Below are 24,013 nucleotides of genomic sequence, written 5' to 3'. Positions count from 1 at the left end.
GGCCTCGGAGCAGCCACGCACGCATGATCGTGCGCGGCGCGCCGGCAGGTCTTCGGACTCGTGGGCATGCTGTCGCTGCCTACTGGCCGTCGCTTCCCGGGCCCATGGCCCAGTGCGTCTGACGGCGGTCGTTCCCACTCACCGCTGCGGGGCAGTCCCGGATTTCCACCAGGTTCCCTCTTGCCTCGGCCACCCTGGCTGGGCGGGCCGAACCGGCTGCGGGAGACACCATATATAGGGCGGATCAAAAAGTCACACCCAACATGTCGTGTTGCAAAGAGGAAGGCGCCCGCCCGGGGCGGGCTAGCCGGCGCGTTCGACGATGCCGTGGGCCAGGCGGGTCAGGGCGGCGGTGATCTGTTCCGGGGTGAGCCCCCGCCTGCGCTGCTCGGCATAGACGTCGGGCCCCAGCGGGGCGAGGAGGATGTCGGCCAGCGCGTCGGGCTCCGGGATCGCCGCCTCGGTCAGCAGCACCCGTACGTGCGCCCGCCAGAACCCGTAGGCGCCGGTGGCGTACCGCGTCGCGCCCTGCTCGGCGCCCAGGACGAGCGAGATGTGCTCGTCCAGCAGCTCGACCATCGCGGCGTAGAAGGCGGCGAGCCGGTCGGCGGGAGGCGCGCCGGGGCCGAGCGGCGGGTCGCCGCGCAGGAGGCGTTCCTGCAACACGCGCTCGTGCTCGTCGAGCAGGGCCTGCGCGATCGAGACGGTGTCGGGGTAGCGGCGGTAGAGCGTGCCCCGGCCCACGCCGGCGGCCTTGGCGATGTCGTCCATCGTCACGCCGCGCGGGTCTCGGGCGGCGAACAGCTCGGCCGCCGCGGCGAGCACCTTGGCGCGGTTACGTGCGGCGTCGGCGCGCTCGCGCGGGCGGCCCGCCTCCTCCACGGGACGTCCGGTCAGCAACTCGGTACGGGACTCCATGGCGGCGACTCTAACCCACACTCCGATAAGTGGACAACGTGCCCGCTTAGTTGCTACGGTCGTACCGACCCCCAAAGCGGACGCAATGTCCACTTATTTCGAGGAGCCCCTCATGACCGTTCTGCTCCACCTGGACGCCAGCGCCCGACGCCGCTCGATCAGCCGCGAGCTCGGCGACGCCTTCGCCGAGGCGTGGCGGTCCGCCCACCCCGAGGGCACCTACGTCCACCGCGACCTGGCGGCCGAGCCCGTGCCGCACATCGGGGAGGCCTGGACGGAGCTGTGCGACTACGTCATGGCCAACCGGATCACCGACATCGGCCGCTACCACGAGGCCGCCCGCACCCCGGAGCAGGCCGCGGCCTGGGCGGTCATCGAGCCGCTGCTGGCCGAACTGGTGGCCGCGGACGTGGTGCTGATCGCCACCCCGATGTACAACTACTCGATCCCGTCGGCGCTGAAGGCGTGGCTCGACCAGGTGACCTTCCCCAAGATGTCCCTCGCCGGGCGGCGTTTCGTGGTCACCACGGCGCGCGGCGGGGCCTACTCGCCCGGCGCCCCCAAGGCCAAGTTCGACTACCAGGAGCGCTACCTGCGGGACTTCTTCGCCGGCCACTTCGCCGTCGAGGACACCACCGTGGTCACCGCCGAGCTGGCCAACTCCCGCGTCGACCCCGACCTGGCCCACCTGCGCTCCCGGCACGACGAGCTGTACGCCGCCGCGCTGCGCGGCGCCCGCGACCTGGGCAAGGAGTTCTGACGATGAGCTGGCTCGTCCTCGGGCTGGCCGGGCTGGTCGAGATCGCCTGGGCGCAGAGCATCAAGCCCACCCAGGGGTTCACCAGGCCGCTGCCCACCCTGCTCTGCTTCGTCCTCATGGTGGCGGCGGTCTGGCTGCTGTCGTACTCGATGAAGACCCTGCCGGTCGGCACCGCGTACGCGGTCTTCACCGGCATCGGGGCGGTCGGCGCGATCGCGCTGGGCGTCGTCGTCCACAAGGACCCGATGTCGATCGGGCGGATGGCCGCGCTGGCGCTGATCGTCGGCGGCATCGTCCTGGCGCGGATCACCAGCCCGGAGTGACCTCGTCAGGCGGGGGTCGCGGCCCGTCGAGGACGATCCCCGAACCAGCGGGTGAGGGCCGCCTCCAGGCCGTCGGGGTCGGCGCCCGCCCAGGCGACGTAACCGTCCGGCCGGACGAGCAGCGCAGGGGCGGGGGCGCCGGCGGCGGTCGCGGCCACGTGGCGCACCCGGTCGAGCCAGGGCGCGGCGGTGGCGGCGAGGGCGTCGCGTCCGGTCAGGTCCAGGAGCAGGGGGCGGGCGTCACGCAGCAGCTCGGCCAGGCGCCCCGGCCGCCCGTCGCCGGCGGTCAGGGCGAAAGACGGCGCGAACCACCCGGTGGGCGCGGCGGGCCGCTCCTCCCCCATGTCGTACCGGACGTCGCTGCCCGCCATCAGGCCGGCGACCAGGCGCAGGTTCTCCGTACGGCCCAGGAGCTCGCCGAACAGCCGGCGCAGCGCCGTGACCTCGGCCCCGGGCGCCAGCAGGGCGGTCGCGGCCAGGGTGTGGGTGACCACGCGCTCGGCGCACGCGCGGCGCTCGGCCTCGTAGCTGTCCAGGAGCCCTTCGGGGGCCTGTCCGCGCAGCGCGGCGGCGAGCTTCCAGGCCAGGTTGGCGGCGTCCTGGAGCGCCAGGTTCAGGGTGGGCCCGTGGCTGACCTGGGCGGCGTCGCCGGCGATGAAGACCCGTCCGGCGCGGTAGCGGTCGGCGAGCCGGGTGTTGCGCCCGCACAGGCGGCGCAACATCGACGGTGCGCCCTCGGGCGGCGGGCTCAGGGGCAGGCGCACGCCGAGGACGCGTTCGACGCTCTTCTCCATCTCGGCCAGCGTCATCGGCGCGCCCGGCCCCGGGAAGCTGCCCGCCGGGTGGTCCTCCCACTCGGCCGTGTTGATCAGCGGCCGTCTCGGGTCGTGGGCCAGGAGGGTGAAGACGCCGCGATCGGTGCGGTGGAAGTGCGCGGGGATCTCGCCGAGGCCGTCGATCAGGACGCGCCCTCCGGGCAGCATCCGGAAGTGCTCGCCCGGCCCGACGAGGGCCGAGCGGTCGACGACGTGGTCGTCGCTGACGCCGGGGAAGGCGATGCCCGCCGCCTTCCTGACCATGCTGTGGCCGCCGTCGCAGCCGACCAGGTAGCGGGCCGTGAGGGTCGTCGCGACGCCGCCGGGGCCGCGGGTCACGACCTCGACCCGGTCGTCGTCCTGGGCGAGGGAGAGCACCTCCCAGCCGCGCCGCACGTCCGCGCCGAGTTCGGCCGCGCGTTCGCCGAGCACCCGTTCGAGGTCGCGCTGGTCGCAGGGCAGGAGGTGCATCGGGTTCTCCGCGCCGAGCTCGTGCAGCGGCAACGGCATCCCGCCGAAGAAGAAGCCCGGCGCGGGCGCCGGGACGCCCCGGCCGCCGCAGCGTTCGTACAGGCCGCGGTGGTCCAGGAGCCGGACGACCTGACCGGCCAGGCCGTGGGCCTTGTCCGACAGGTCCGGCTCCGGACGCCGTTCCAGGACCAGCGGCCGGGCGCCCGCCAGGCGCAGCTCGCAGGCGAGGAAGAGGCCGGCCGGGCCGCCGCCGACGACGATGACGTCGAACATCATGTGACGTTCCTTAAAGTACAGGGCTGTATCTAATTCAGGTCACCGTAGGGCGCCGCGATAAGATACGCAAGTGAATCTCAAGCACCGTGCCCCCGGCGGCGCCTCCCGCCGGCGCGGCTCCGCGCTGGCGGACGCGATCCTCGACGCCGCCTGGGACGTGCTGGTCGAGCACGGCTATCACGGCTTCACCTACGAAGCCGTCGCCGCCCGCGCCGGCACCAGCCGCCCGGTGCTCTACCGGCGCTGGCCGCGGCGCGACGACCTGCTGCTGGCCACCCTCGCCAAGTTCTGGCGGCTGATCGACGTGCCCGACACCGGCAGCCTGCGCGACGACGCGATCGGGTTCCTGCGCAACGCCGGCGCCGACCGCGCGGGCATGCTGACGCTGATGAGCGTGCAGCTCGCCGACTACTTCCGCGACAGCGGCACCAGCCTGACCGAGCTGCGCGACACCCTGCTCCCGCCCGGCCACGCGACCGCCTTCGAGACGATCGTGGGCCGCGCGGTCGAGCGCGGCGAGCTGCCCGGCGTGCCGCGCTCGTCCAGGGTGGTGAACCTGCCGCTGGACCTGCTGCGGCACGACATGCTGGTGACGATGCGCGGGGTGCCCGAGGAGTCGATCATCGAGATCGTGGACGAGGTCTGGCTGCCCCTCCTGGGCACGTCCACCGCCTGACCGGCGGCCACCAGGGGACGGCCTCCCCGCGCGGGCGGCCGCCCGGGTCAGCTCACGTAGTAGTCGCGGATCTCCCAGAACCGGGAGGGGTGGCCGTCGCAGGTGAACTGGACGGCCTCCAGGTTGTTGGCGGGGCTCACCCCTCCGGCGATCGTCAGGCACTTGCCGGTCTGGACGTTGCGGAACTCGACGTACTGGCCGACGCGGTTGCCGAGCGCCCAGTAGCGCGAGGGGTGGGTGTCGCAGTTGTACTGGAGGGCGACGACGTTGTTCTCGGTGCTGACGCCCCCGGCGATGGTCAGGCACTTGCCGGTCTGGCGGTTCCTGACCTGCAGGGCCGCGCTGGAGTAGCCCCAGACGTCCCAGCGGCGGGAGGGGTGGCTGTCGCAGTCGTACTGGACGGCGTGGACGTTGTTCTCGGTGCTGACGCCCCCGGCGATGGTCAGGCACTTGCCGGTCTGCCGGTTCACGAGCTGGACGTTGGACGCGGCCCACACGGCCGAGGCCGACGCGGGCGCCGGGGCGGTGACGAGACCGAGGGCGAGGAGCGGGGCGACGACGGCCGCCGGGCGAAGGATGTGTGTCTTCATGCGACCAAGCCTGCGGTCGCCGGGCCCGTTGGGCCTGAGTAGCGCGTACTCAATGTGCGCCGCCGGGGTTGCCACCCCGGACGATCATGAATCAGGATCGGTTCCATGACATCACCACGGATACAAGGAAGGGTCTTCGGCGAGGTCGCCGACGAGTACGACAGGGTCCGGCCCGGCTACCCGGCGCAGCTGGCGGCCGACGTGCTGGCCTACGCCGGGGCCCCGGCGCTGGAGGTGGGCGCGGGCACCGGGAAGGCCACGGAGCTGTTCGCGGCGAGCGGCGTCGACATCGTGGCCACCGAGCCCGATCCGGCGATGGCCGCCGTGCTGGCCCGGCGGTCCGCCGGGCTGCCGAACGTGACGGTCACCGTCTCCACGTTCGAGGAGTACGTCCCGGAGCGGGCCTTCGGCCTGCTGTACTGCGCCCAGGCGTGGCACTGGGTCGACAAGGAGGTGCGCTGGCAGCGCGCCGCCGCGGCGCTCGCCCCCGGCGGCGGGCTCGCCCTGTTCTGGAACATCGACTGGCCCGCCGACGACGGGGTGACCGCGAGGCTGCTGGCCGCGCACGAGAGGTTCGCCCCGCACATCAGGCCCAACACCGGCCCGATCGCCAGGCCGATCGGCGAGGAGGCCGGGGCCCGCGAGTGGGCCGCGGAGATGGGGCTGCCGCCCGAGTTCGGGGACCTCGGCACCCGGCTCTACCGGTCGGAACGCACGCTCCCGGTGGCCGACTACGTCACCCTGCTGTCCACCCAGTCGTCCTACCGCATCCTGGACGCGGACGTGCGAGAGAGGCTGTTCGGCACGCTCCTCGACACGCTCGGCGCGCACGTGACGGTGAACGTCGAGACGGCCCTCTACCTGGCCCGCCACCTCCCCTGACCGGCGGCACGGCACGGACGGGCACACCCCGTCACGGCTGGGCCCTGCCGGTCGCCCACGCCCAGGCCGCGATCATGACCCGGTTCCTGGCGCCGATCTTGCGCTGGACCGCGGCGATGTGGTTCTTCACCGTCCCGGGCGACAGGAAGAGCTCGGCGGCGATCTCGGCGTTGGTCCGCCCCTGAGCCACCAGGACCACGATCTCGTCCTCCCTCTCGGTGAGCACCACGTCCGAGACCTCCCGTCGCGGGCCGCTCCCGCGCAGCAGCCGGACGGTGAGCTGCGGGCTGATGAGCATGTCGCCGTTCATGGCCGCCCGGACGGCCTCCACGAGCAGCGCGGGGCCCGAGCGTTTGAGCACGAAACCGGCCGCGCCGTGCCGCAGGGCCGCCTGGACGTACTCCTCCAGCCCGAACGTGGTGACGACCACGACCTGGATGCCGGTGCCGGACAGGGCGCGGGTCACCTCGATGCCGTCGGCGCCGGGCATGCGGATGTCGGCGAGCACGACGTCCGGCCGGACGGCGAGGGCGGTGTCGATCGCGGTGCGCCCGTCGGCCGCCTCGGCCACCACGGTCATGTCGGGCTGGGCGTCGAGGATCAGGCGGAAGGCGTCGCGAATGCCCTCCTGGTCGTCGGCGACGAGAATGCGGGTGCTCACCCGGGAGATTGTCGCAGCGGCAGCCGCGCCGTCAGCGACCACCCGTCCGGTACGGCCCGCGCGGCCAGCTCGCCCCCCTGCTCCGCCAGGAGCGCGGCCAGCGCGGGCAGCCCCGATCCGCCGCGGCGGCGGCGGGCCGCGCCGGTCACCCCGTCGTTGGTCAGGGTGATCTCCAGGACGTCGCCCGGCGTCGTGACGGACAGCTCGACGCGCCCGGCGCGCGGCGCGTGCCGCCGGATGTTGGTCAGCCCTTCGATGACGATCCGGTAGGCCAGCGCCGCCGTCTCCGCCGGGACGGCCGCGACGGGGTCGATCCGCACGCCGATCCGCGCCGGCCCGGCGGCGGAGAAGCGGTCGGCGGCCTCGGCGATGCCGCCCAGGTCGCCGACGGGACCCAGGGGCCGGTCGTGGTGGAGCGTGTCGAGCGTGCGGTCGAGCGTGGACAGCGCCCGCAGGCCCGCCGCCTCGACGCGTTCCAGCGCCCGCAGCGGATCGCCCGCGACGGTGCCCGCCTGGGCGTGCGCGACCATCTCGCTGATGTCGTGGGCCAGGAAGTCGTGCAGGTCGCCGGCCAGCCGCAGCCGCAGGACGGTCCGGGTGTCGGCCACCGCCCGGTCCTTCCGTACGTCGAGCAGGCGCAGGTAGCCGCCCACGGCGGCGGCCGCCAGCACGCCCGTCCCCCAGAACGCGCACGCCCCCAGCGCCTCCAGCGGCGAGGCCGGCGCGAAGACGCGCAGCAGCCAGGTGGCCGCGGCGAGCCCCGCCAGGATCGCCGCCGGCGCGGCCCGGCGGACGGGCGCGTACCGGATGACCAGGCCGGTCGTGACCGCCAGCGCCACGCTCTCGATCATGCCCAGCGCGCCGCCGGCCGGGGTGGACGGCCCTCCGGCGGCCGGCCACCCGGCCGTGACCGCCAGGGACAGGCCCGCGGCCGGCAGCGTCAGCACGGGCAGCCACCCGGCCCTGCCTCCGGCCAGGAACAACCCGATGGCCGCCACGGCGACGGCGACCGCCGCCGGCACGGTGGCGGCGACCATCCACAACACGTTCACCCGGGAAACGATATGCGCCCGCGCCGGCCCGCCCCACGTGCCGAACGGCACCGCCGCGGCCTCCAGGAGGTGCCGAACGGCATCTGCCCGCCGTGCGCCCGCGCTGGAAGGCTCGTCGGCATGACGATCTTCACTTCCGTCCGGTACGGACACGCGGCGGCGCTGTGGGCGGTCGCCTACGGCCTGCTCGGCGCGGCCTGGGCGCTCGGGGCGCCCGGTTACCCCTGGGGATCGAACGATCCCGACCCCGACGGCGCGCTGTCGATCCTGGCCGGCACCGCGCCGGCCTTCGGCTGGTGGATCGCGGCCTTCTCGGCCCTCACGGCGGCGACCGCGCTGCTCCTGACCCGCCCCGGCGACGCCCGTGGCGGGGGGCGGCGGCCGGGCGGGCCGCTGGGGCGGGTGGCCGTTCTGGTGGCGTGGCCGGTCGCGGCGCTGCTGGTGCTGGTGGTGCCCGACTCGCGGCTGATGATGGGCGTCGCCTACACGCCGCTGCTGCTGGTCGCCCCCGTCTTCGGCTGGGGGCTGGGCGGCGCGACGTTCGCCGACGCCTGGCCGTGGCCGGTGCTCAACCAGCTCGTGTGCGTGCTGGGCGGCCTGCTGCTGGCCGCCGCCGCCCGGGAGCACGGACGCGGCCGGGCGAGCTGGTTCACCCCGGCGCGCGGCCGGATCGCGGTGTACGTGGCGGTCGCGGTGCCGCTGGTCTACTGCGCCACCCGGTGGGCCTGGGCACTGGGCATCCCGCTCGGCGTGAGCGCGGAGTTCCTGGCCGAGGGCGAGGACGGGCTGTGGCTGGCGGGGGCGTACCTGGCGACGTTCGGGGCGTTGGGCGGCGTGCTCACCCTCGGGCTGGTCCAGCGGTGGGGCGAGGTCTTCCCGCGCTGGATCCCGGGGCTGCGCGGCCGGCGGGTGCCGCCGCTGCTGGCGGTCGTCCCGGCCGCGTTCGTCTCGATCATCGTCACGGTGGCCGGGCTCACCTACATCCGCTGGACCGTGGCCGGCCGGTTCACCCTGGAGGAGTGGGGCGCCTGGCTGCCGGAGTGCTTCTGGCCGGTCTGGGGCGCCGCGCTGGCCACCGCCGCCGCCTGCTACCACCGGCGCCGCCGGGAGACGCCGTCCGGGACGGCGCGGCTCAGCCCGCGCTCTGCCGGTCGGGCTCGATGACCAGCACCACGCGCTCCTCCTCGCGCGAGTAGGGCCCGCCGATGTACTTCTCCGCGATCCGGTCGACGATCTCCCAGCCCGCCTCGCCCTCGATCCACTCCACGACCCGGCCCCTGATGAGCACCGGCTGGAACGGGTTGCCCACCGGGGTCAGCGAGAGCGCTACCCGGGGGTCGCGCCGCAGGTTGAGGGCCTTGCGGGAGCGCGGGCCGGTGAGGATCACGACGCGGTCGCCGTGCGTGCCGATCCAGACCGGGACGGAGTGGGGTGCGCCGTCGGGGAGGAGGGTGGCGAGGTGGGCGATGGGGGTGCCGTCGAGCACGCCGCGCACGTCGGGGTCGAGCTTCATGGTTCTCTCCGGTCTGACGAAGTTCCTTGAGGAGACTCTGTTACCGTAGCACCTGAAGTTCCCTCAGGGAACCCCGAAGAGGTAGACTGCCGCCATGCAACGCACGAACTTCGCGGAGATGGCCTGCTCCATCGCACGCACCCTCGACGTGATCGGGGAGCCGTGGTCGCCGCTGATCCTGCGGGACGTATGGGCCGGGGTGCGACGGTTCGACCAGCTCCAGGCCGACCTGGGCATCTCCCGCAAGGTGCTGACCGAGCGGCTCAATCACCTCGTCGACCAGGGCGTGCTCGAACGCCGCCCCTATGATCAGCGGCCACGTCACGAGTACCACCTGACGGCCAAGGGCGCCGAGCTGGTCGACCTGCTCATGGTCATGGCCGGCTGGGGGGACAAATGGCTCGCCGGGGAGGCCGGGCCGCCCGTGCTCTACCGCCATCACGCCTGCGGCGAGATCAGCGCGGTGGACCTGCGCTGCGCCCACTGCGGCGCCCCGATGCACGCGGGCGACGTCGAGCTGCTGCCCGGCCCCGGCGCGGCCGATCGGCCGAACGGCGCGGAGGATCACACTTTCGGCTGATCCCGGCCCCCGGCGCCGATCAAGAAGATCTCCCGTGACCATCGACGTCACGCAGGGAGTTCGACATGAGATCGACCGGATGGCGGCGGGCGCTGGCGCCCGCCGCCGCCTTTTGCCTGATCCTGACCGCCGCGGCCCAGCCCGCGGCGGCGGCGGCGGGAACACGCGCCGACGCCGGGAGCTGGACGGCGACCTGGGGCAGCGCGATGCAGCGTCCCACCAAGGGCACCGCCGACACCGGCCCGAACTGGTCGCTGTCCGGGTTCGGCGACCACACGCTCCGGCAGGTGATCAGGGTGACGGCGGCGGCCCCCGAACTGCGGGTACGCCTGTCCAACCGGTACGGCACCAAGCCGCTCAAGCTCTCCGGCGCCACGGTCGGCAGGTCGGCCGGCGGCGCGGCGGTGTGGCCGGGCACCTCGCGCGCGCTGCGCTTCGGCGGCCGGACGCGGACCGAGATCCCGCCCGGCGGCCAGGCCGTCAGCGACCCGGTCGCGCTGCCCACCTCGCCGCTGGAACGATTGGCCGTGACGCTGCGCCTGCCCGAGGCGACCGGCCCGGCCACCTTCCACCGGTTCACCACCGCGACCTCCTACCGGGCCGCCGGCGACCGGCTGTCGGATCTGGGCGGCAGGGCGTTCACCGAGTCCACCGCCGCCTGGTACTACCTGACCGGGGTGGAGGTCGCCGCCGCCGCACCCGCCGTGGTGGTCTTCGGCGACTCCCTCGTCGACGGCGTCGGCTCCACTCCGGGCGCCGAGACCAGGTTCACCGACCAGCTCGCCGAACGTCTCGTCGCCGCGGGCGGCCCGGCCTCGGTCGTCAACGCCGGGATCGCCGGCGGCAGGCTGCTGAACGACTCCCCCTGCTTCGGCGACCGGGCCCTGGACCGTCTGGGACGTGACGTGCTGGACCGTCCGGGCGTCAAGGCCGTGGTCGTCCACCTGGGCGCGAACGACCTGGCCTATCCGGGGCTCGACGACCCGTGCGCCAAGCCCGATCCGAAGGTGGGCGTGGAGGAGCTCATCGCGGGCCACCGGCGGCTCATCGCCGCCGCCCGCGCCCGCGGGATCAGGACGGTCGGCGTCACGGTCATCCCGCTGCGAGGGGCGCTGTTCCCGTTCTGGACGAAGGAGATCGAGGCGGCCCGGGCGGCGCTCAACCACTGGATCCGGACGAGCGGCGCCTATGACGTCGTCCTGGACGCCGACCGCGCGATGTCCGACCCGGCCGCGCCGGACCGGCCCAGACCCGGCTACGTCTTCATGGACGGCCTCCACCCGGACGACGCGGGCGCCCACGCCATCGCCGCCGCCCTCGACCTGCGCCGCCTGCTCTGACGGACGGTGATCCAATGGCCGGCGCCACGGACGCCCTGCCAACCTGAACCATGCCCCCCACGGAACCGACCACGTACCGAGCCGGCTGATCGCCGCCCATGCGGCGTTCGACGTGCGGTTCGCCGGATGCGGCAGGTTCCCCGGCGTGCTCTACCTCGCGCCCGGGCCGGAGCGGCCGTTCCGGGAGCTGACGGAGGCGGTCGCCGCCCGGTGGCCCGAGGCCCCGCCTTACGAAGGCCGGTTCGCCTCGATCGTCCCCCACCTCACGGTCGCCGACCGGCAGGAGCCGGAGCTGCTCGACCACGTGGAGGCCGAACCGGCCGCCGGGCTGCCTCTGACGGCCCGGGTGCGGGAGGTGCGCCTGCTGGTCAGCGACGGCCGCCGCCGGCGCTAAGAGCGGGCCTTCCCGCTCGGAAAGGTTCGTCACTGACCGTGATTTTGTCATTCCTTGGCGTTACGATCCGGGGAGGTCGTCCTCCCCTGATCGATCATGGAGTGCCGCATGGAGCGAACGGTTCTGGCCGCCGTCACCGAACACCCCGACGCCGACTCGGCGCTCGCCGAGCAGATCCGCCGGGTGTGCGCCGAGATGGGCGAGCTCGGGCTGCAGGTGCGCTGGACCCACCGCACGGCCGACGCCCTGGCGGTGGTCGGGTCCGACGCCTCGCTCACGGCGATCCTGGCGGCCTGGGACGCCCCCGGCGCCGACGACCTGCTGACCGCGGTGGCCAGGCGCTTCCGCGGCCTGCCGGTCTTCCTGATCACCCAGGACCAGGAGCTCCCCCTGTGGGTGTACGAGGTCATCCAGGGCTACGTCTTCCCGCTGGAGGACACCCCGCAGTTCATCGCCGGGCGCATCGCGCACGCCGCCGACCAGTACGCCGAGCAGCTCCTGCCGCCGTTCTTCCGCGCGCTGCTGCACCTGGAGGACCACCACCCCTACTCCTGGCACACCCCGGCCCACGCGGGCGGCGTGGCGTTTCTGAAGTCGCCCGTGGGCCGGGCGTTCTTCGACTTCTACGGCGAGCGGCTGCTTCGCACCGACCTGTCGATCTCCGTCACCGAGCTGGGGTCGCCGCTCGACCACACCGGGCCGATCGGCGAGGCCGAGCACAACGCCGCCCGCGTCTTCGGCGCCGAGCGCACGTTCTTCGTGGTCAACGGCAACTCCACCGCCAACCGCATCGTCGGGCACCACGCGATCGCCCGCGGCGACACCGTCCTGGTCGACCGCAACTGCCACAAGTCGATCCAGCACGCGCTGGCGATCAGCGGCGCGCGGCCGGTCCACCTGGTTCCCGAGCGCAACGGGCTGGGGCTGGCCGGGCCGATCCCGGCCGCCGCGCTGGAGGCGTCCGCCGTCCGGGCGCGGCTGGCCGCCCATCCTCTCGCGGCGGGCGACCCGTCGTACGCGGTCGTCACGAACTCCACCTACGACGGCGTCTGCCACGACGCGGTCCGGGTCGCCGAGCTGCTGGGCGCCAGCGTGCCGCGGCTGCACTTCGACGAGGCGTGGTTCGCCTACGGCCGGTTCAACCCGCTCTACGCCCGCCGGTACGCCATGTCGGTCGACGAGCGCACGCTGCCCGGCCCGGAGCGTCCCACGGTGTTCGCCACGCAGTCCACGCACAAGCTGCTGGCGGCACTTTCCCAGTCGGCGATGTTGCACGTCCGGCCCTCGCCGCGGGCGCCGGTCGACTACGACGCGTTCAACGAGACGTACCTCATGCACGCCTCGACCTCGCCGCTGTACCCGATGATCGCGTCGCTCGACGTGGCCGCGGCGATGATGGACGGCCCGTCGGGGGCCTTCCTGACCGGGGAGGCGATCGTCGAGGCGGTCCGGTTCCGGCAGGCGATGACCCGGCTGGCCGCCCGCGTCCGCGAGGACGGCCGGCGGCCCGAGTGGTTCTTCGGCCTCTGGCAGCCGTCGTCGGTGATCGACCCGCGCACCGGCACGGCCGTGCCGTTCGCCGACGCCGACCCGGCGCTGCTGTGCGCCGAGCCGCGCTGCTGGGTGCTGGAGCCCGGGGCCGCCTGGCACGGGTTCGACGGGATGACCGACTCCTACGCCATGCTCGACCCGGTCAAGGTGACGATCACCTGCCCCGGCGCCGACGCGGCCAGGGGCACCCTGGAGTGGGGCATCCCGGCCAAGGTCGTGGCCGCCTACCTCCAGCGGCGCGGCATCGTGGTGGAGAAGACCGGCGACCACACGCTGCTGGTGCTGTTCTCGATGGGGATCACCAAGGGCAAGTGGGGCACGTTGATCGACGCGCTCACCGACTTCAAGAACGCCTACGACGACGACAAACCGCTGGCGGACGTGCTGCCCGGGTTCGGGCCGTCCGGGGTGTCGTTGCGCGCGTTCTGCGCCGAGGTCCACGCCAGGCTGCGTGACTCGGAGGTGGGCGCGCTGCTCGACCAGGTCTTCACCGCGCTGCCGGTGCCGGTCTCGACGCCCGCCGACGTCTACCAGGCCATGATCCGCTCCCGTACCGAGCGGGTCCCGCTGGCCCGGCTCGCCGGGCGGGTCGTGGCGGCGACCGTGGTGGTCACCCCGCCCGGGATCCCCATGCTGATGCCCGGCGAGGCGACCGGCGAGGCCGACGGGCCGCTGATGAGGTACCTGCGGGCCCTGGAGGACTTCGACCGGGCCTTCCCCGACCTGGCCACCGACATCCACGGCGCCCACCGCGACGGCGAGGGCCGCTACTGGGTGGAGGTCGTCCGCGACTGACGGCCGGCCCCGGGCCGAGCCCCTGAGCCGGGGCTCCGAGCCGAGTCCCCGTGCCGGGCCCCCGCGCCGGCTCGGGGCAGGGTCAGGCAGGGTCAGGGCAGGGCTGGTACGGCGGGCCGGGAGTCGGTCCAGCCGACCTCGGCCAGGGTCGTGACGTACGCCTTCCCCGGCTGCTTGCCGCCACGCCGCTCCTCCGACAGCAGGGCCATCCTGCCGGTGTCGACGATCAGCCGGGTGGTCTCCGGCACGGCCGCCTTGCCCGTCCCGTTCACCGTGTCGATCACGACGGCGGCGCCCGACCGGCCCAGCTCGTCCTTGGCGACGCCGTCTGCGCGCACGCCCGGCATGGTGAGCATCCCCTCGTAGGCGGCGTTGCGCACCTCCTTCGGCGCGGGCAGGACGTGCAGGAGCTGGGGCAACGTCTGGGCGACCCAGCCGGGCAGGGCGGTCTCGGGGATCTGGGCGACCCGGCCCGCCCTGGTGAGCCAGTCCTTCAGCAGGGCGGGGTCGGCGGGCAGGCGCTGGATCTCGTCGTAGGTCAGCCACTGCCCGGCCAGCTCGAACTGGTTGCGCTCGCGCACACTCCCCAGGTGGCCCTTGGTCGGCTCGGTGGACAACCGCACGGTCTGCCCGTCGATCGACTTGCCCCACCTGCTGGGTGAGCCGTCACGCTGCCACGCCTTCTTGTCGGCCGCGCTGCCCGGTGTCGTCCCGAGTTCGCGGTAGGCGTACCAGGCCCGGCCGTCGGGGGTGGTCCACCGTTCGATGATCTGCCGTTTGACCAGCGAGTACGAGTGGGAGCTGGTGCCGAACAGGCGGGGCTGCGGCATGGTGAGCAGTTCCTTGACGTGCCAGTAGGCGCCCTCCGGCGGGGCCGCCGCGACGGGCGCGGGCGTGCCCAGGGCGGCGCCCACGGCCAGGCCGGCGCCCAAGATGATCAGTCGGCGGAACGTCACCGTCCCTGCCCGTGAATGCGAAGTCATGCCCCTCCATACGCCTGAGCCCCCCGAACGGTTGCCCGCCGCATTCTCCTGCCCCCGTGGGCAACCGCCGCGAAAGCCCAGGCGTATAAGGAAGCGTGAATTCGGACAGACAGCCATGAGCGCCTCGGAACACGACTTCGGCGCCTTCGTGGCCGCACGTGCCACGAGCCTGCTGCGGGTCGCCTACCTCGCCTGCGGCGACGAGGCCGAGGCCGAGGACCTGCTGCAGACCGCGCTGGAGCGCACCTACCGGAACTGGGACCGGGTCCGCCACGACAGCCTCGAACCGTACGTGCGCCGGGTCATCGTCAACGCCGCCATCAGCCGGGCCCGCCGCCGGGCGATCCTGCGGATCATCCCGATGCACAGCCCGCCGGACACACCGGATCGCGCGACGGACACCGACCTGCGCCAGGTGCTCATGGACGCGTTGCGCGCCCTGCCGCCACGGCAGCGGGCGGTGATCGTCCTGCGGTACTGGGAGGACCTCAGCGAGGCGCAGACCGCCGAGGTCCTCGGTTGCTCGACCGGCACGGTCAAGAGTCAGGCGTCCAAGGCGATGGCCAAGCTTCGGTCGGCCCTCGGACGGGAGACAGTGGAAGGAGTGATCAGGAATGCCCACGCTTGAGGAGGAGCTCCTCCGGCTCATGACGGAGGAGACCGCGCGCCTGCACGCCGCGCCCGACCTGGTGGAGCGGGTGGTGCGCGGGTCCCGGCGCAGGAGGACGCGGAGCCGGATCGCGGCGTTGTCGGCGTCCGTGGCCGTCGTGGCCGCGCCGGTCGCGTACCTGGGGATGGGCGCGGCCACGACGACGGGTGGCGAGGTCACGATCTCCGCGACGCCGGAGCCGCCCGCCATCGACGACGTCCCGCCCCAGTCGTCCGAACCGCCGACCCTCGGCGACCTGGGCGACGGCAAGGCGTTCGGGCACGTCAAGGTGGGGTACCTGCCCGAGCGGCTGATCTGGTCCCGCTGGTCGGTGAACTTCGGCGACAAGTACTCGACTGCCTACGGTTACGAGGGCGACGACTCGGGCTTCTACCGCGTGCAGATCTACATGTACGAGCAGGCGACCGTCGAGGAGGTCGCCGACCGCATCGCGGCCCACCGCGACGAGGGGGAGGGCGAGGAGGTGACCGTCGGCGACCGCACCGGATACCTGGTCGTCCAGGACGTCGGCGAGGACGGCATGAAGGGCACGCCGACGCTGTTCCTCAAGATGGGCGAGCGGCAGTGGGCGGAGATCATGATCAGCCCGGTGTACGCCGGTGACCTGGGCGACGCCGATGCCGTCACCGCCGAGCTGAGGAGGATCGCCGAAGGGCTCACCTCCACCCTGTGACCGCCTCCGTCCCGCCGGCGGCCGGGCGTGCGCGGCACAATACCTCGGGGGGTATATTGGCGGTGGAGGTGGAGCGAGTGGACATGGACGCGGCCGTCCTGGCCGACGCGCTCACCCGGCTCAAGCGGGCCCACGGCCAGCTCGGCGGGGTGATCGCCATGATCGAGAACGGCGACGACTGCGAGCGGGTGCTGACCCAGCTCGCGGCGGTCTCCAAGGCCCTGGACAGGGCGGGATTCAAGATCATCTCAACCGGCCTGCAGCAGTGTCAGATGGCGCGTGAGCGCGGCGAGGAGCCGTCGATCACGCCGGAGCGGTTGGAGAAGCTGTTCCTGGCCCTGTCCTGATCCCACCCAAGGGCATCCGAAGGCGACGGCGGGGGCCGTACGCCGGAGTATGCCCTTTTTTTGCCTGACGCATACCCCCTAGGGTATCGCCGGTTAGAAACGTCCCCGACCGGGAACCGACCGTGACGACACGAAGGCGGCGAAGACGATGAGCACGATCCACATCGAGGTGGTGGCGACCTCCTCCCTGGGCGACCGCAGCTACCTGGCCCACGACGGAGACGTCGCCCTGGTCGTGGACCCGCAGCGCGACATCGACCGGATCCTCGCCCTGGCCGGACGTCTCGGCGTGCGCATCACCCACGTGGCCGAGACCCACCTGCACAACGACTACGTCTCGGGCGGCCTGGCCCTGGCCAGGGTGACCGGCGCCGCCTATCTGGTGGCCGCCGACGAGAGCGTGCGGTTCGACCGCCGACCGATCTCCGACGGCGAGGAGGTCACGCTGTCCGGCGCGATGACCGTCCGGGCGGTGGCCACCCCCGGTCACACCTTCCACCACCTGTCGTACATCCTGACCGGCCCGGACGGGCCCGAGGGCGTCTTCACCGGCGGCTCGCTGCTCTTCGGCACCACCGGGCGCACCGACCTGCTCGGCGCCGAGCACGCCCACACCCTGGCCCACAGCCAGCACAGCTCCGCGCGCCGCCTGGCCGACCTGCTGCCCGACGGCGCCCAGGTGTGGCCCACCCACGGCTTCGGCAGCTTCTGCTCGGCGACGCAGGCCGACGCCCCGGCCTCCACGATCGGCCGTGAAAGGCAGGCCAACCCGGCGCTGCGCCTGGAGGCCGACGACTTCGTCGCCCAGACCCTCGCCGGTCTCGACGCCTACCCCGCGTACTACGCCCACATGGGCCCGCGCAACTCCGAGGGCGGCGACCCGATCGACCTCACGCCCGTCCGGGCCGCCGACCCCGAGGAGCTCAGGAAGCGCATCGAGGCCGGCGAATGGGTGGTCGACCTGCGCTCCCGCAAGGCGTTCGCCAGCCGCCACCTGACCGGCACCCTCAGCTTCGGCCTGGACGGCCCCATGTCCACCTGGCTCGCCTGGATGGCTCCCTGGGGCGCGCCGATCACCCTCCTGGGCGAGGACGCCGGGCAGGTCGCCGCCGCCCAGCGCGAGCTGGCCCGCATCGGCGTCGACCGCCCGGCAGCCGCCGCGACCGGCGACCCGGATCAGTGGGCCGGCGGCCACGACGACCGGCTGGGCGAGCTGGCGGTGGCCACGTTCGCCGATCTGGCCGCCGTCCGGGCCGGGCGCGCCCCCGCGCACCTGCCCGCCCCGGACGTCGTGCTGGACGTGCGCATGACCAACGAATGGCGGGCCGGCCACGTCGAGGGCGCCATCCACATCCCCCTGCCCGACCTGCCGCACCGCCTCGCCGACGTGCCCGCCGGCACGGTGTGGACGCACTGCGGCTCCGGCTACCGGGCCGCCGCCGCGACCAGCCTGCTCGCCCGCGCCGGACACCGCGTCGTGCACATCGACGACGCCTACGCGGCGGCCGCCGAAGCGGGCCTGACCATCACCGAGGCCGACGACTGACCAGGCACCGGCACGTCCGGCGCGGCGGTCAGGAGTGGGCGTGGCGGTCGATGCCGAGGGTGGCGATCAGGTCCTCGTGCAGCTCGAACCAGACGCGGTGGCAGGAGTCGACGTCGGTGCGGTCGACCCAGGCGCCCTCCCCGTTGCGGGCCCGGGCCAGGGCGGCGGCGAAGCGGGTATCGTACCCGCCGAACCGGGTCAGGACGCCGGTGAGCCGTTCGGCGAGCGGCTGGAGCGCGCGGCCGACGACGGAGAGCTCGTGCAGGATCCGGGCGTCCCAGGCGGGGTCGGAGTGGTCGTTGGCGGCGAGCCGGTCGCGGCCGTCCGGGCGCAGCTGCCAGTCGGTGCACGCCTTCAGCAGGAGGGCGTTCAGCGGGAGGAACTCGCGGTAGACGCCGTGGACCTCCTCGGCGCCGCCGACGAGTTCGAGCTCGGCGGCGAGCCGCCGCTCACCCTCGGCCCGGCCGGACTCGGTCAGCGACCAGCCGCCGGTGCCGGCGAACGCGGTGTGGCTCACCCAGCCGCGCGCCTCGGCGTCGCGCAGCTCCTCTTCGGTCTCGGCCACGCCGAGCGCGTACCGCCGGGCGAGCACGGGGGTGTCGGCGAAGCCGGTGACGCGTACGGCGTGCAGCACCAGCAGGTCGGGCGCGGAGTTCCTGGTCATGCGCCGGCCTCCGTACGGGCGGTCAGGCGGGTGTAGTGCTGCTGGCACGCCTGCGGCGAGTTGAACCCCATCGCCTCGGCCATCTGCGCCCAGGTCAGCCCGGCGCTGCGGGCGGTGAACAGCAGGGCGGACTCGATCGCCTCGACCTCGGCGCGCGCGGCGGGCAGCAGGGCGAGCGCGCTCAGGGCGTCCTGCTGGTCCAGGTCGGCGTTGCGCCAGACGGCGAACCGGGCCAGGTCGACCGCCGACGGCGGGACGGGCGGCGGTTGCCAGGGACGGGGTTCGAGCCGGTCGGCGCCCAGGTCCAGGAGACGCCGGCGCGCCTCCCTCTCCCTCTGGGCCTGGAGATGGTCGGCCCGCGTGGTGTGAGCCTGGTCGTGGTTGCGTTCCATGCGGGACATGATTCACAATCGGCAGGACATCGTCAACATTTTGTTGAAAGGCGGGGCGGATGACCGTACCCCTCAAGGAGGCCGTGGCCGACACCTGCGGGGGCAAGGGCGGCGCGCTCGGCGCGCTGATCCGGGCCGGGCTGCCGGTTCCCGGCGGCTTCGTGCTCCCGTTCGCCGCCTACCTCGCCGCGGTCGGCGACCTGGACCTCGCGCGGCACGCCGCCGGACCGGACGGGCTCGCCGCGGCGCGGCAGGCGATCGAGGGCCGGCCGGTCCCCGCCGGGGTGGTGGCGGCGCTGGCGGACGGGCTGCGCGCGCTCGGCGACCCGCCGGTGGCCGTGCGGTCGTCGGCGGCCGACGAGGACACCGGCCTGACCTCCGCGGCCGGCAGGTACGAGAGCTTCCTCGCCGTACGGGGGGTCGCCGGGGTCACCGAGGCCGTGCGCGCCTGCTGGGCCTCGCTGTTCTCGCCCCGCGCCGCCGTCGGCGACCGGTCGGGCGGCGACCCGATGATGGCCGTCGTCGTCCAGCGGCACCTGGACGCCGAGGTGTCCGGGGTGATGTTCACCCCCGGCGGGCCGGACGAGCCCACCAGGATCGAGGCCTCCTGGGGGCTCGGGCCCAGCGTCGTGGGCGGCACGGTCACCCCCGACTCCTACCGCGTCGCCGGGGACGGATCGGTCGAACGCGCCGTCGCCGACAAACGCACCCGGCTCGACCGGGAGGGCGCGCGGCTCGTCGTCCGTGACGTGCCGGCCGGCGTCCGGGGGCGGGCGGCGATCGACGACGCGACCGCCGTCCGGCTCGCCGGGCTGGGCGCGGAGATCGCCGCCCTGCGCGGCGGGCCGCAGGACGTCGAGTGGGCCGTCGCCGACGGCCGCGTCTGGATCCTCCAGGCCCGCCCGGTCACCGCCGCTCCCCCGCTCGCCGACCCGCTCACCCGCGCCGCGGACGGACCGGCCGGGGCGCTCGTCGGGACGCCGGGCAGCCGGGGCGCCGTGACCGGCATCGCGCGGATCGTGCGCGGACCGGCCGACTTCGCCCGCGTGCTGCCGGGCGACGTGCTCGTCTGCCCCTTCACCGACCCCGCCTGGACGCCGCTGCTGCGCATGGCCGCCGGCGTCGTCACCGAGACCGGCGGCGTGCTCTCCCACGCCGCGATCGTGGCCCGGGAGCACGCCATCCCGGCCGTCCTGGGCGTCCCGGACGCGACCGGCAGGCTCCTGGACGGCACGCTCATCACCGTCGACGGCACCGCCGGCACCGTCACCGCCGCCTGACCGAACACCTGAGAGGAGAGGGGAGCCGGCCCCGCGGGGCGCGCTTCCCGGACATCGATGACGACGCGACACCTCTACCTGGCCCGCCACGGCGCGGCCGACGCGTTCGGGCAGCTCACCGACGCGGGACGGCGGCAGTCGGCCCTGCTGGGCGACCGGCTGGCGGGCATGCCGATCGACGCCGTGTGGCACTCACCGCTGGCGCGCGCCGCCGAGAGCACGCGCGAGCTGGCCCGGCGCCTTCCGGACGTCCCCGTGGCCGAGGCCGCCGAGCTCGTCGACCACGTGCCGTACGTCCCCGCGCCCGCCGAGACGCCCGCTTCCTGGGCCGGCTACTTCGACGGCTTCGACCGGGCGGAGGCGGCCTCGGGGCGGGCGCTCGCCGACGCCCTGGTCGCCCGCTTCGCCCACGCCCCCGACGGGCCCGCCTCCGACGTGCACGAGGTGCTGGTGACGCACGCCGGTCAGATCGCGTGGCTGGTACGGCACGCGCTGGACGCGCCGTTGCCCCGCTGGCTCGGCCTGAACAGCGCCAACACCGGGCTGACGATCATCGAGTACCGCACCGGACTGCCGCCCACGATGGTGATGTACAACGACCTGAGCCACCTGCCGGCCGACCTCCGCTGGACCGACTTCCCCCAGGACATGTGGCCCTGACCCCTCCGGTTCCGCCGGTCGGCCCACCTCCGGACGCGGACCGGCCCGCCGCGGCGACGTGCGACGGGCCGGTCCGGTGGCCGATGGGCCGATGGGCGTCAGGAGATGCTGCGGCCTTCCACGGCGTCCAGCACCAGCGGGCTGGAGCCGGGGTCGCCGCGGACGCCGAAGCCGTAGCGGTAACCGGCCCTGACCTCCGGGTCCGACAGCGCCGGCAGGTGTTCCAGCGTGGCCGCGGTCACCAGCTCCCAGCCGGAGCCGGTGTCGGCGTACATGGCGGCCCGCTCGCCCACCAGCGACAGCGCGAAGCGGCCGCCGTCGGGGACGGTCACGCCCTGCTTGACGCCGAAGACCGCGAGCCCGCCCGGCACCTGCGGGCCGCGCACCTCGAAACCGGCGAACTTCTGGCTGTTGACGTAGAACGCCACCACGTCCGTCTTGCCGTCCTTGACCAGGCCCGTGTAGACGGTGTCCATGTCGGCGGAGTCGCCCTGGAACTTCCTGATCGTGATCGCCGTGGCGAACGCCGGGTTGCGCGGCGAGACGCCCGACGACATCAGCCCGAACCAGGACGCTGACGGGTGCCCGGCCGACAGCGCGCCGTCCGCGTACGTCACCTGCGGCAGCTCCTTGTCCTCCGGCAGCACCCGGTGCGCCTGGTAGTCGCCCGCCCGGTCGAAGCCGTCGGCCAGCTCCTGGTTGGCGAAGGCGTCGGGGGCCGGCGGCACGTACGCGGCCTGCGGCGGCAGCCGGAACGTCACCCGGTCCGTGTGCCCGAGGTAGGACGCGCACACGACCGGATACTCCTGGTTCGCGGGCGTGTACGCCGTCAGCGCGGTCTCGAACGTGCGGCTCTCGCCGGTGCGCAGGCCGGTCACCCGCAGCGCGGCCGGATCGACGCCCACGCCGTCGCAGGCCGACAGCGTGACCCGTCCGGCCATCGGCAGCACGTCCCGGTTGGTGACGGTGAAGGTGACCTTGGAGCCGGTCCTGCCGCGTTCGGCGGTGGACGCGCTCACCTCGACGTTGCGCCGGGCGAGACCGGGCACCGCGGCCGCGGCGAGGCTCAGCCGGTCGATGTCGTACGAGCCCGCCCAGTCGGAGCCGACCGAGCCGCGTACCCACACCTTGACGCGGGAGATCGCGGCGCGCGGGGCCCAGCGGGACAGGTCCAGCGTGAGCCGGTTCCAGCCGAGCGCGGGGTCGATCGTGCCGACGCCCTCCGCCACCGCGCCGCCGCGCCCGTACGCGCGGACCTTGGCGGTGAAGACGTTGCCCGGCTTGAAGCCGTCGTCGGCCTCGGCCGGCACCCGGATCGACACCGACAGCGACGGCGTGCGCGAGGCGTCGAGCGGCTTGTCGAACAGCACGTCGGCGCCCTTGTACGACTTGGCGTACCGCGACCAGCCGGGCAGGTCGCGGTCGAAGCGCACGCGCAGCGCGTGCCCGCCGTCCACGGCCGTGCGCTCGACGGCGGCGGCGTTGTCCGAGGGCCGCCAGCCGCCGGTGTCGGTCTCGAAGCCGGAGATCACCCGCTCGGCCACCGGCTTGGCGTCGAGCTGCGTGCCGGCCACGGCGGGCGGCTTCCTGACGGCCAGCTCGGCGGGGTCGAAGCCGGGGATGACGTCCTTCCAGTCGGAGATGCCGATGATCTTCTTGGCGAACTCGGTCACCTCCAGCGACCGGTCGGTGTCGATGCCGGCGAACACCTCGTGCAGCGGCTTGCGCTCGCCCGCGTTGGAGGGCGCGCTGTGCTCCTCGTCCCACGTCCACAGGCCGAGCCGGAGGCCGCCCTCCTGCTTGTGGTCGACGTGCCGGTGCAGGATGAAGGAGTCGATGCCGTCGGCGAAGGCGATCTTGTAGTAGGCGTAGGCGTAGGCCGCGGCCTGCAGCTCCAGCTCCTTGGCGGAGTAGTCCTGGGAGTTCAGGCCCTGTTCGGAGAGGATCACCCGCCGCCGTTGCCCGTTGTAGGTCAGCTGGTCCTGGGCGAGGTAGCGCGGCAGCAGCTCGATGTTCTTGAACGTGATCCGCAGGGTGTCGAAGCTGTCGGTGGCGGTCTTGTCGTTCCAGAACGCCGGGTTGAACAGGTTCTCCGGGTAGGGGTGGTAGGCGATGTTCCAGTCGAAGTCGCCCTGGCGCTTGGTGAGGGCGTTGAGCCCGTCCACCACGTCGCGGCCCTTGTAGGTGTACTTGGGGTCGTCGTTGGCGGCGCCCGTCCAGAAGTGCGTCAGCGACGTGTAGACGCGGGCGGCGGCGTCGGCCTTGCGCACGGCCTGCCAGGTCAGCCGCATGGCGCGGGCGTACTGGTCGAGGAACACGTCGCGGTCCTGGCGGCCCATGTTGTACCAGAACTGCTGGGCGTCGATCTCGTTGCCGACGATCCAGCCCCACGCCCGGCCGTAGCGGCCGTCGGCCTGGCTGTAGCGCTGGGCGAAGAACTCCATCGCGGCGGTGAAGTGCGCCTCGCCCTCGGCCGTCTTGGTGTTGAACGCGTACACCGTGCCCTTGCCCAGCTCGGCGTCGGGGTGGATGAGCGTGCGGGCGGCGGAGTTGGGGGCGCCGCTGTTGTAGACCAGCACGATCATGTTGACCAGGACGCCGTTGTCCGACAGCGGCTTGACCTGGGCGTCGAGCCCGGCGACGGCGCCGCGGTCGAAGTAGTACGTCTTGCCCTGCGAGACGAACTCGATGGTGTTGCCCGGGGCGCCCGGCCCGGCCATCATGACCGAGTCGAGGGCCAGGTTGATGCCGGCGTGCTGGACGCCGATCTCCTCGGCGTCGTCGGTCATCTGAACCTGCAACCCCTTTTTGCCCGACATTTCGGGATAAGGGGTTTGGTTGGCCGACGCGAAGCTCAGTTCGTCGGCGTAGTGCACCTCTCCCAGTGGGCCGTCCGCGCCCACCGCGAGGAACTTGTCGTAGAGCCGGTCCTGGTCCCCGTCCATCCGGGGCACCTCGACGCGGAACGGGCCCGCCTCGACGGTCGCGACCGGCCGCTCCCCCGTGGTCGAGTCCTGCCAGGTGTCCAGCGCGTACAGCTCGGCCGGGCCCGGGGCGACCCCGGTGACGGTGATCGTGCTCCCGCCGACCTCGACGCCGCTCACCCCACCGGCCGCCGCCGCACGCGCGGGCAGGGCCTGCGCCGGGACGGCCAGCATCGGGACGGCCAGCGCCAGAGCCATCAACAATCGCATGTCATCT

At 73.6% G+C, this 24,013-nt stretch carries 25 protein-coding genes and 1 riboswitch; of the genes, 15 read left to right on the top strand and 10 right to left on the bottom strand.

What is annotated here, in order from left to right:
- Window positions 1-26: 26 nt before the first annotated feature.
- Window positions 27-232: riboswitch (cobalamin riboswitch) on the bottom strand.
- A 71-nt stretch (window positions 233-303) separates the two neighbouring features.
- Window positions 304-918 carry a TetR/AcrR family transcriptional regulator gene (locus ACWCSU_RS45345; protein WP_357708430.1) on the bottom strand — a complete coding sequence of 205 codons (615 nt, stop codon included), beginning with the start codon at window positions 916-918 and terminating at the stop codon, window positions 304-306.
- 112 nt (window positions 919-1,030) lie between these two features.
- Between ACWCSU_RS45345 and ACWCSU_RS45340 the strand changes: the two genes are divergently transcribed.
- Together ACWCSU_RS45340 and ACWCSU_RS45335 are read left to right on the top strand one after the other, a co-directional pair.
- On the top strand, window positions 1,031-1,678 hold the full coding sequence (locus tag ACWCSU_RS45340) for an FMN-dependent NADH-azoreductase (RefSeq protein WP_364102656.1): 648 nt from the start codon (window positions 1,031-1,033) through the stop codon (window positions 1,676-1,678).
- Between the two features lie 2 nt (window positions 1,679-1,680).
- Window positions 1,681-2,001, top strand: coding sequence for a DMT family transporter (locus tag ACWCSU_RS45335; RefSeq protein WP_364102659.1), 321 nt, complete (start codon window positions 1,681-1,683; stop codon window positions 1,999-2,001).
- Between the two features lie 5 nt (window positions 2,002-2,006).
- Here ACWCSU_RS45335 and ACWCSU_RS45330 read toward each other — a convergent pair whose 3' ends face one another.
- A complete protein-coding gene (locus ACWCSU_RS45330; protein WP_449942583.1) occupies window positions 2,007-3,563 on the bottom strand; it encodes an FAD-dependent monooxygenase in 1,557 nt (518 codons plus the stop codon).
- 70 nt (window positions 3,564-3,633) lie between these two features.
- On the opposite strand from ACWCSU_RS45330, the gene ACWCSU_RS45325 reads away from it, so the two are divergent.
- Window positions 3,634-4,239, top strand: a complete 606-nt coding sequence (locus tag ACWCSU_RS45325; RefSeq protein ID WP_364102665.1) for a TetR/AcrR family transcriptional regulator — start codon at window positions 3,634-3,636, stop codon at window positions 4,237-4,239.
- Window positions 4,240-4,286: 47 nt separating this feature from the next.
- Here the strand turns inward: ACWCSU_RS45325 and ACWCSU_RS45320 are convergent, their stop codons facing one another.
- A complete protein-coding gene (locus ACWCSU_RS45320) occupies window positions 4,287-4,829 on the bottom strand; it encodes an RICIN domain-containing protein (protein WP_357708438.1) in 543 nt (180 codons plus the stop codon).
- A 105-nt stretch (window positions 4,830-4,934) separates the two neighbouring features.
- On the opposite strand from ACWCSU_RS45320, the gene ACWCSU_RS45315 reads away from it, so the two are divergent.
- Complete coding sequence (locus ACWCSU_RS45315; RefSeq protein ID WP_449942582.1) at window positions 4,935-5,711, top strand: class I SAM-dependent methyltransferase; 777 nt, start codon at window positions 4,935-4,937, stop codon at window positions 5,709-5,711.
- A gap of 31 nt (window positions 5,712-5,742) precedes the next feature.
- Here the strand turns inward: ACWCSU_RS45315 and ACWCSU_RS45310 are convergent, their stop codons facing one another.
- Window positions 5,743-6,372: a response regulator transcription factor gene (locus tag ACWCSU_RS45310; protein ID WP_357708442.1), complete on the bottom strand. Its 630-nt coding sequence runs from the start codon at window positions 6,370-6,372 to the stop codon at window positions 5,743-5,745.
- Window positions 6,369-7,424, bottom strand: coding sequence for a sensor histidine kinase (locus ACWCSU_RS45305; RefSeq protein ID WP_449942581.1), 1,056 nt, complete (start codon window positions 7,422-7,424; stop codon window positions 6,369-6,371). Before ACWCSU_RS45305 ends, ACWCSU_RS45310 begins: the two co-directional genes overlap by 4 nt.
- Before the next feature lie 120 nt (window positions 7,425-7,544).
- On the opposite strand from ACWCSU_RS45305, the gene ACWCSU_RS45300 reads away from it, so the two are divergent.
- On the top strand, window positions 7,545-8,588 hold the full coding sequence (locus ACWCSU_RS45300) for a hypothetical protein (RefSeq protein WP_449942580.1): 1,044 nt from the start codon (window positions 7,545-7,547) through the stop codon (window positions 8,586-8,588).
- Here ACWCSU_RS45300 and ACWCSU_RS45295 read toward each other — a convergent pair.
- Window positions 8,557-8,937 (bottom strand): PPOX class F420-dependent oxidoreductase, encoded by a 381-nt coding sequence (locus ACWCSU_RS45295; RefSeq protein WP_449942579.1) that lies wholly within the window; start codon window positions 8,935-8,937, stop codon window positions 8,557-8,559. The genes ACWCSU_RS45300 and ACWCSU_RS45295 overlap by 32 nt on opposite strands.
- Before the next feature lie 94 nt (window positions 8,938-9,031).
- Here ACWCSU_RS45295 and ACWCSU_RS45290 point away from each other — a divergent pair, with 94 nt between their 5' ends.
- The 4 genes from ACWCSU_RS45290 to ACWCSU_RS45275 all read left to right on the top strand — a co-directional run bounded on the left by ACWCSU_RS45290 (window position 9,032) and on the right by ACWCSU_RS45275 (window position 13,597).
- Window positions 9,032-9,517: a winged helix-turn-helix transcriptional regulator gene (locus tag ACWCSU_RS45290; RefSeq protein WP_449942578.1), complete on the top strand. Its 486-nt coding sequence runs from the start codon at window positions 9,032-9,034 to the stop codon at window positions 9,515-9,517.
- A 65-nt stretch (window positions 9,518-9,582) separates the two neighbouring features.
- Complete coding sequence (locus ACWCSU_RS45285) at window positions 9,583-10,857, top strand: GDSL-type esterase/lipase family protein (RefSeq protein WP_449942577.1); 1,275 nt, start codon at window positions 9,583-9,585, stop codon at window positions 10,855-10,857.
- A 43-nt stretch (window positions 10,858-10,900) separates the two neighbouring features.
- Window positions 10,901-11,251 carry a 2'-5' RNA ligase family protein gene (locus tag ACWCSU_RS45280; protein WP_449942612.1) on the top strand — a complete coding sequence of 117 codons (351 nt, stop codon included), beginning with the start codon at window positions 10,901-10,903 and terminating at the stop codon, window positions 11,249-11,251.
- 108 nt (window positions 11,252-11,359) lie between these two features.
- The gene (locus ACWCSU_RS45275; protein WP_449942576.1) at window positions 11,360-13,597 is read left to right on the top strand and encodes an Orn/Lys/Arg family decarboxylase; all 2,238 of its coding nucleotides are present in this window, start codon (window positions 11,360-11,362) and stop codon (window positions 13,595-13,597) included.
- Window positions 13,598-13,689: 92 nt separating this feature from the next.
- On the opposite strand, the gene ACWCSU_RS45270 is transcribed toward ACWCSU_RS45275, so the two are convergent.
- A complete protein-coding gene (locus tag ACWCSU_RS45270; protein WP_449942575.1) occupies window positions 13,690-14,580 on the bottom strand; it encodes a hypothetical protein in 891 nt (296 codons plus the stop codon).
- 115 nt (window positions 14,581-14,695) lie between these two features.
- Between ACWCSU_RS45270 and ACWCSU_RS45265 the strand changes: the two genes are divergently transcribed.
- The 4 genes from ACWCSU_RS45265 to ACWCSU_RS45250 all read left to right on the top strand — a co-directional run bounded on the left by ACWCSU_RS45265 (window position 14,696) and on the right by ACWCSU_RS45250 (window position 17,816).
- Entirely contained in the window at window positions 14,696-15,208 is a 513-nt protein-coding gene (locus ACWCSU_RS45265; protein WP_357708456.1) for a SigE family RNA polymerase sigma factor, read from the top strand.
- A complete protein-coding gene (locus ACWCSU_RS45260) occupies window positions 15,195-15,923 on the top strand; it encodes a hypothetical protein (protein WP_449942574.1) in 729 nt (242 codons plus the stop codon). The genes ACWCSU_RS45265 and ACWCSU_RS45260 overlap by 14 nt, the downstream gene beginning before the upstream one ends.
- A gap of 83 nt (window positions 15,924-16,006) precedes the next feature.
- On the top strand, window positions 16,007-16,270 hold the full coding sequence (locus ACWCSU_RS45255) for a metal-sensitive transcriptional regulator (RefSeq protein ID WP_397044985.1): 264 nt from the start codon (window positions 16,007-16,009) through the stop codon (window positions 16,268-16,270).
- A gap of 148 nt (window positions 16,271-16,418) precedes the next feature.
- Window positions 16,419-17,816 (top strand): MBL fold metallo-hydrolase, encoded by a 1,398-nt coding sequence (locus ACWCSU_RS45250; protein WP_449942573.1) that lies wholly within the window; start codon window positions 16,419-16,421, stop codon window positions 17,814-17,816.
- Between the two features lie 28 nt (window positions 17,817-17,844).
- On the opposite strand, the gene ACWCSU_RS45245 is transcribed toward ACWCSU_RS45250, so the two are convergent.
- Both ACWCSU_RS45245 and ACWCSU_RS45240 read right to left on the bottom strand, forming a co-directional pair.
- A complete protein-coding gene (locus ACWCSU_RS45245) occupies window positions 17,845-18,480 on the bottom strand; it encodes a transcriptional regulator (RefSeq protein WP_357708460.1) in 636 nt (211 codons plus the stop codon).
- Window positions 18,477-18,872, bottom strand: coding sequence for a DNA-binding protein (locus ACWCSU_RS45240; protein WP_449942572.1), 396 nt, complete (start codon window positions 18,870-18,872; stop codon window positions 18,477-18,479). Before ACWCSU_RS45240 ends, ACWCSU_RS45245 begins: the two co-directional genes overlap by 4 nt.
- A gap of 59 nt (window positions 18,873-18,931) precedes the next feature.
- Here ACWCSU_RS45240 and ACWCSU_RS45235 point away from each other — a divergent pair, with 59 nt between their 5' ends.
- Both ACWCSU_RS45235 and ACWCSU_RS45230 read left to right on the top strand, forming a co-directional pair.
- Window positions 18,932-20,152 (top strand): PEP/pyruvate-binding domain-containing protein, encoded by a 1,221-nt coding sequence (locus ACWCSU_RS45235; protein WP_449942571.1) that lies wholly within the window; start codon window positions 18,932-18,934, stop codon window positions 20,150-20,152.
- Between the two features lie 57 nt (window positions 20,153-20,209).
- Window positions 20,210-20,812: a histidine phosphatase family protein gene (locus ACWCSU_RS45230; RefSeq protein ID WP_449942570.1), complete on the top strand. Its 603-nt coding sequence runs from the start codon at window positions 20,210-20,212 to the stop codon at window positions 20,810-20,812.
- A 98-nt stretch (window positions 20,813-20,910) separates the two neighbouring features.
- On the opposite strand, the gene ACWCSU_RS45225 is transcribed toward ACWCSU_RS45230, so the two are convergent.
- Complete coding sequence (locus ACWCSU_RS45225; protein ID WP_449942569.1) at window positions 20,911-24,006, bottom strand: DUF5722 domain-containing protein; 3,096 nt, start codon at window positions 24,004-24,006, stop codon at window positions 20,911-20,913.
- Between the last annotated feature and the right edge of the window lie 7 nt (window positions 24,007-24,013).

It is taken from the genome of Nonomuraea sp. NPDC001699, from assembly GCF_053596455.1.
The sequence above is the reverse complement of the archived record's forward strand: the minus strand, read 5'-3'. Positions and strand labels throughout refer to the sequence as shown.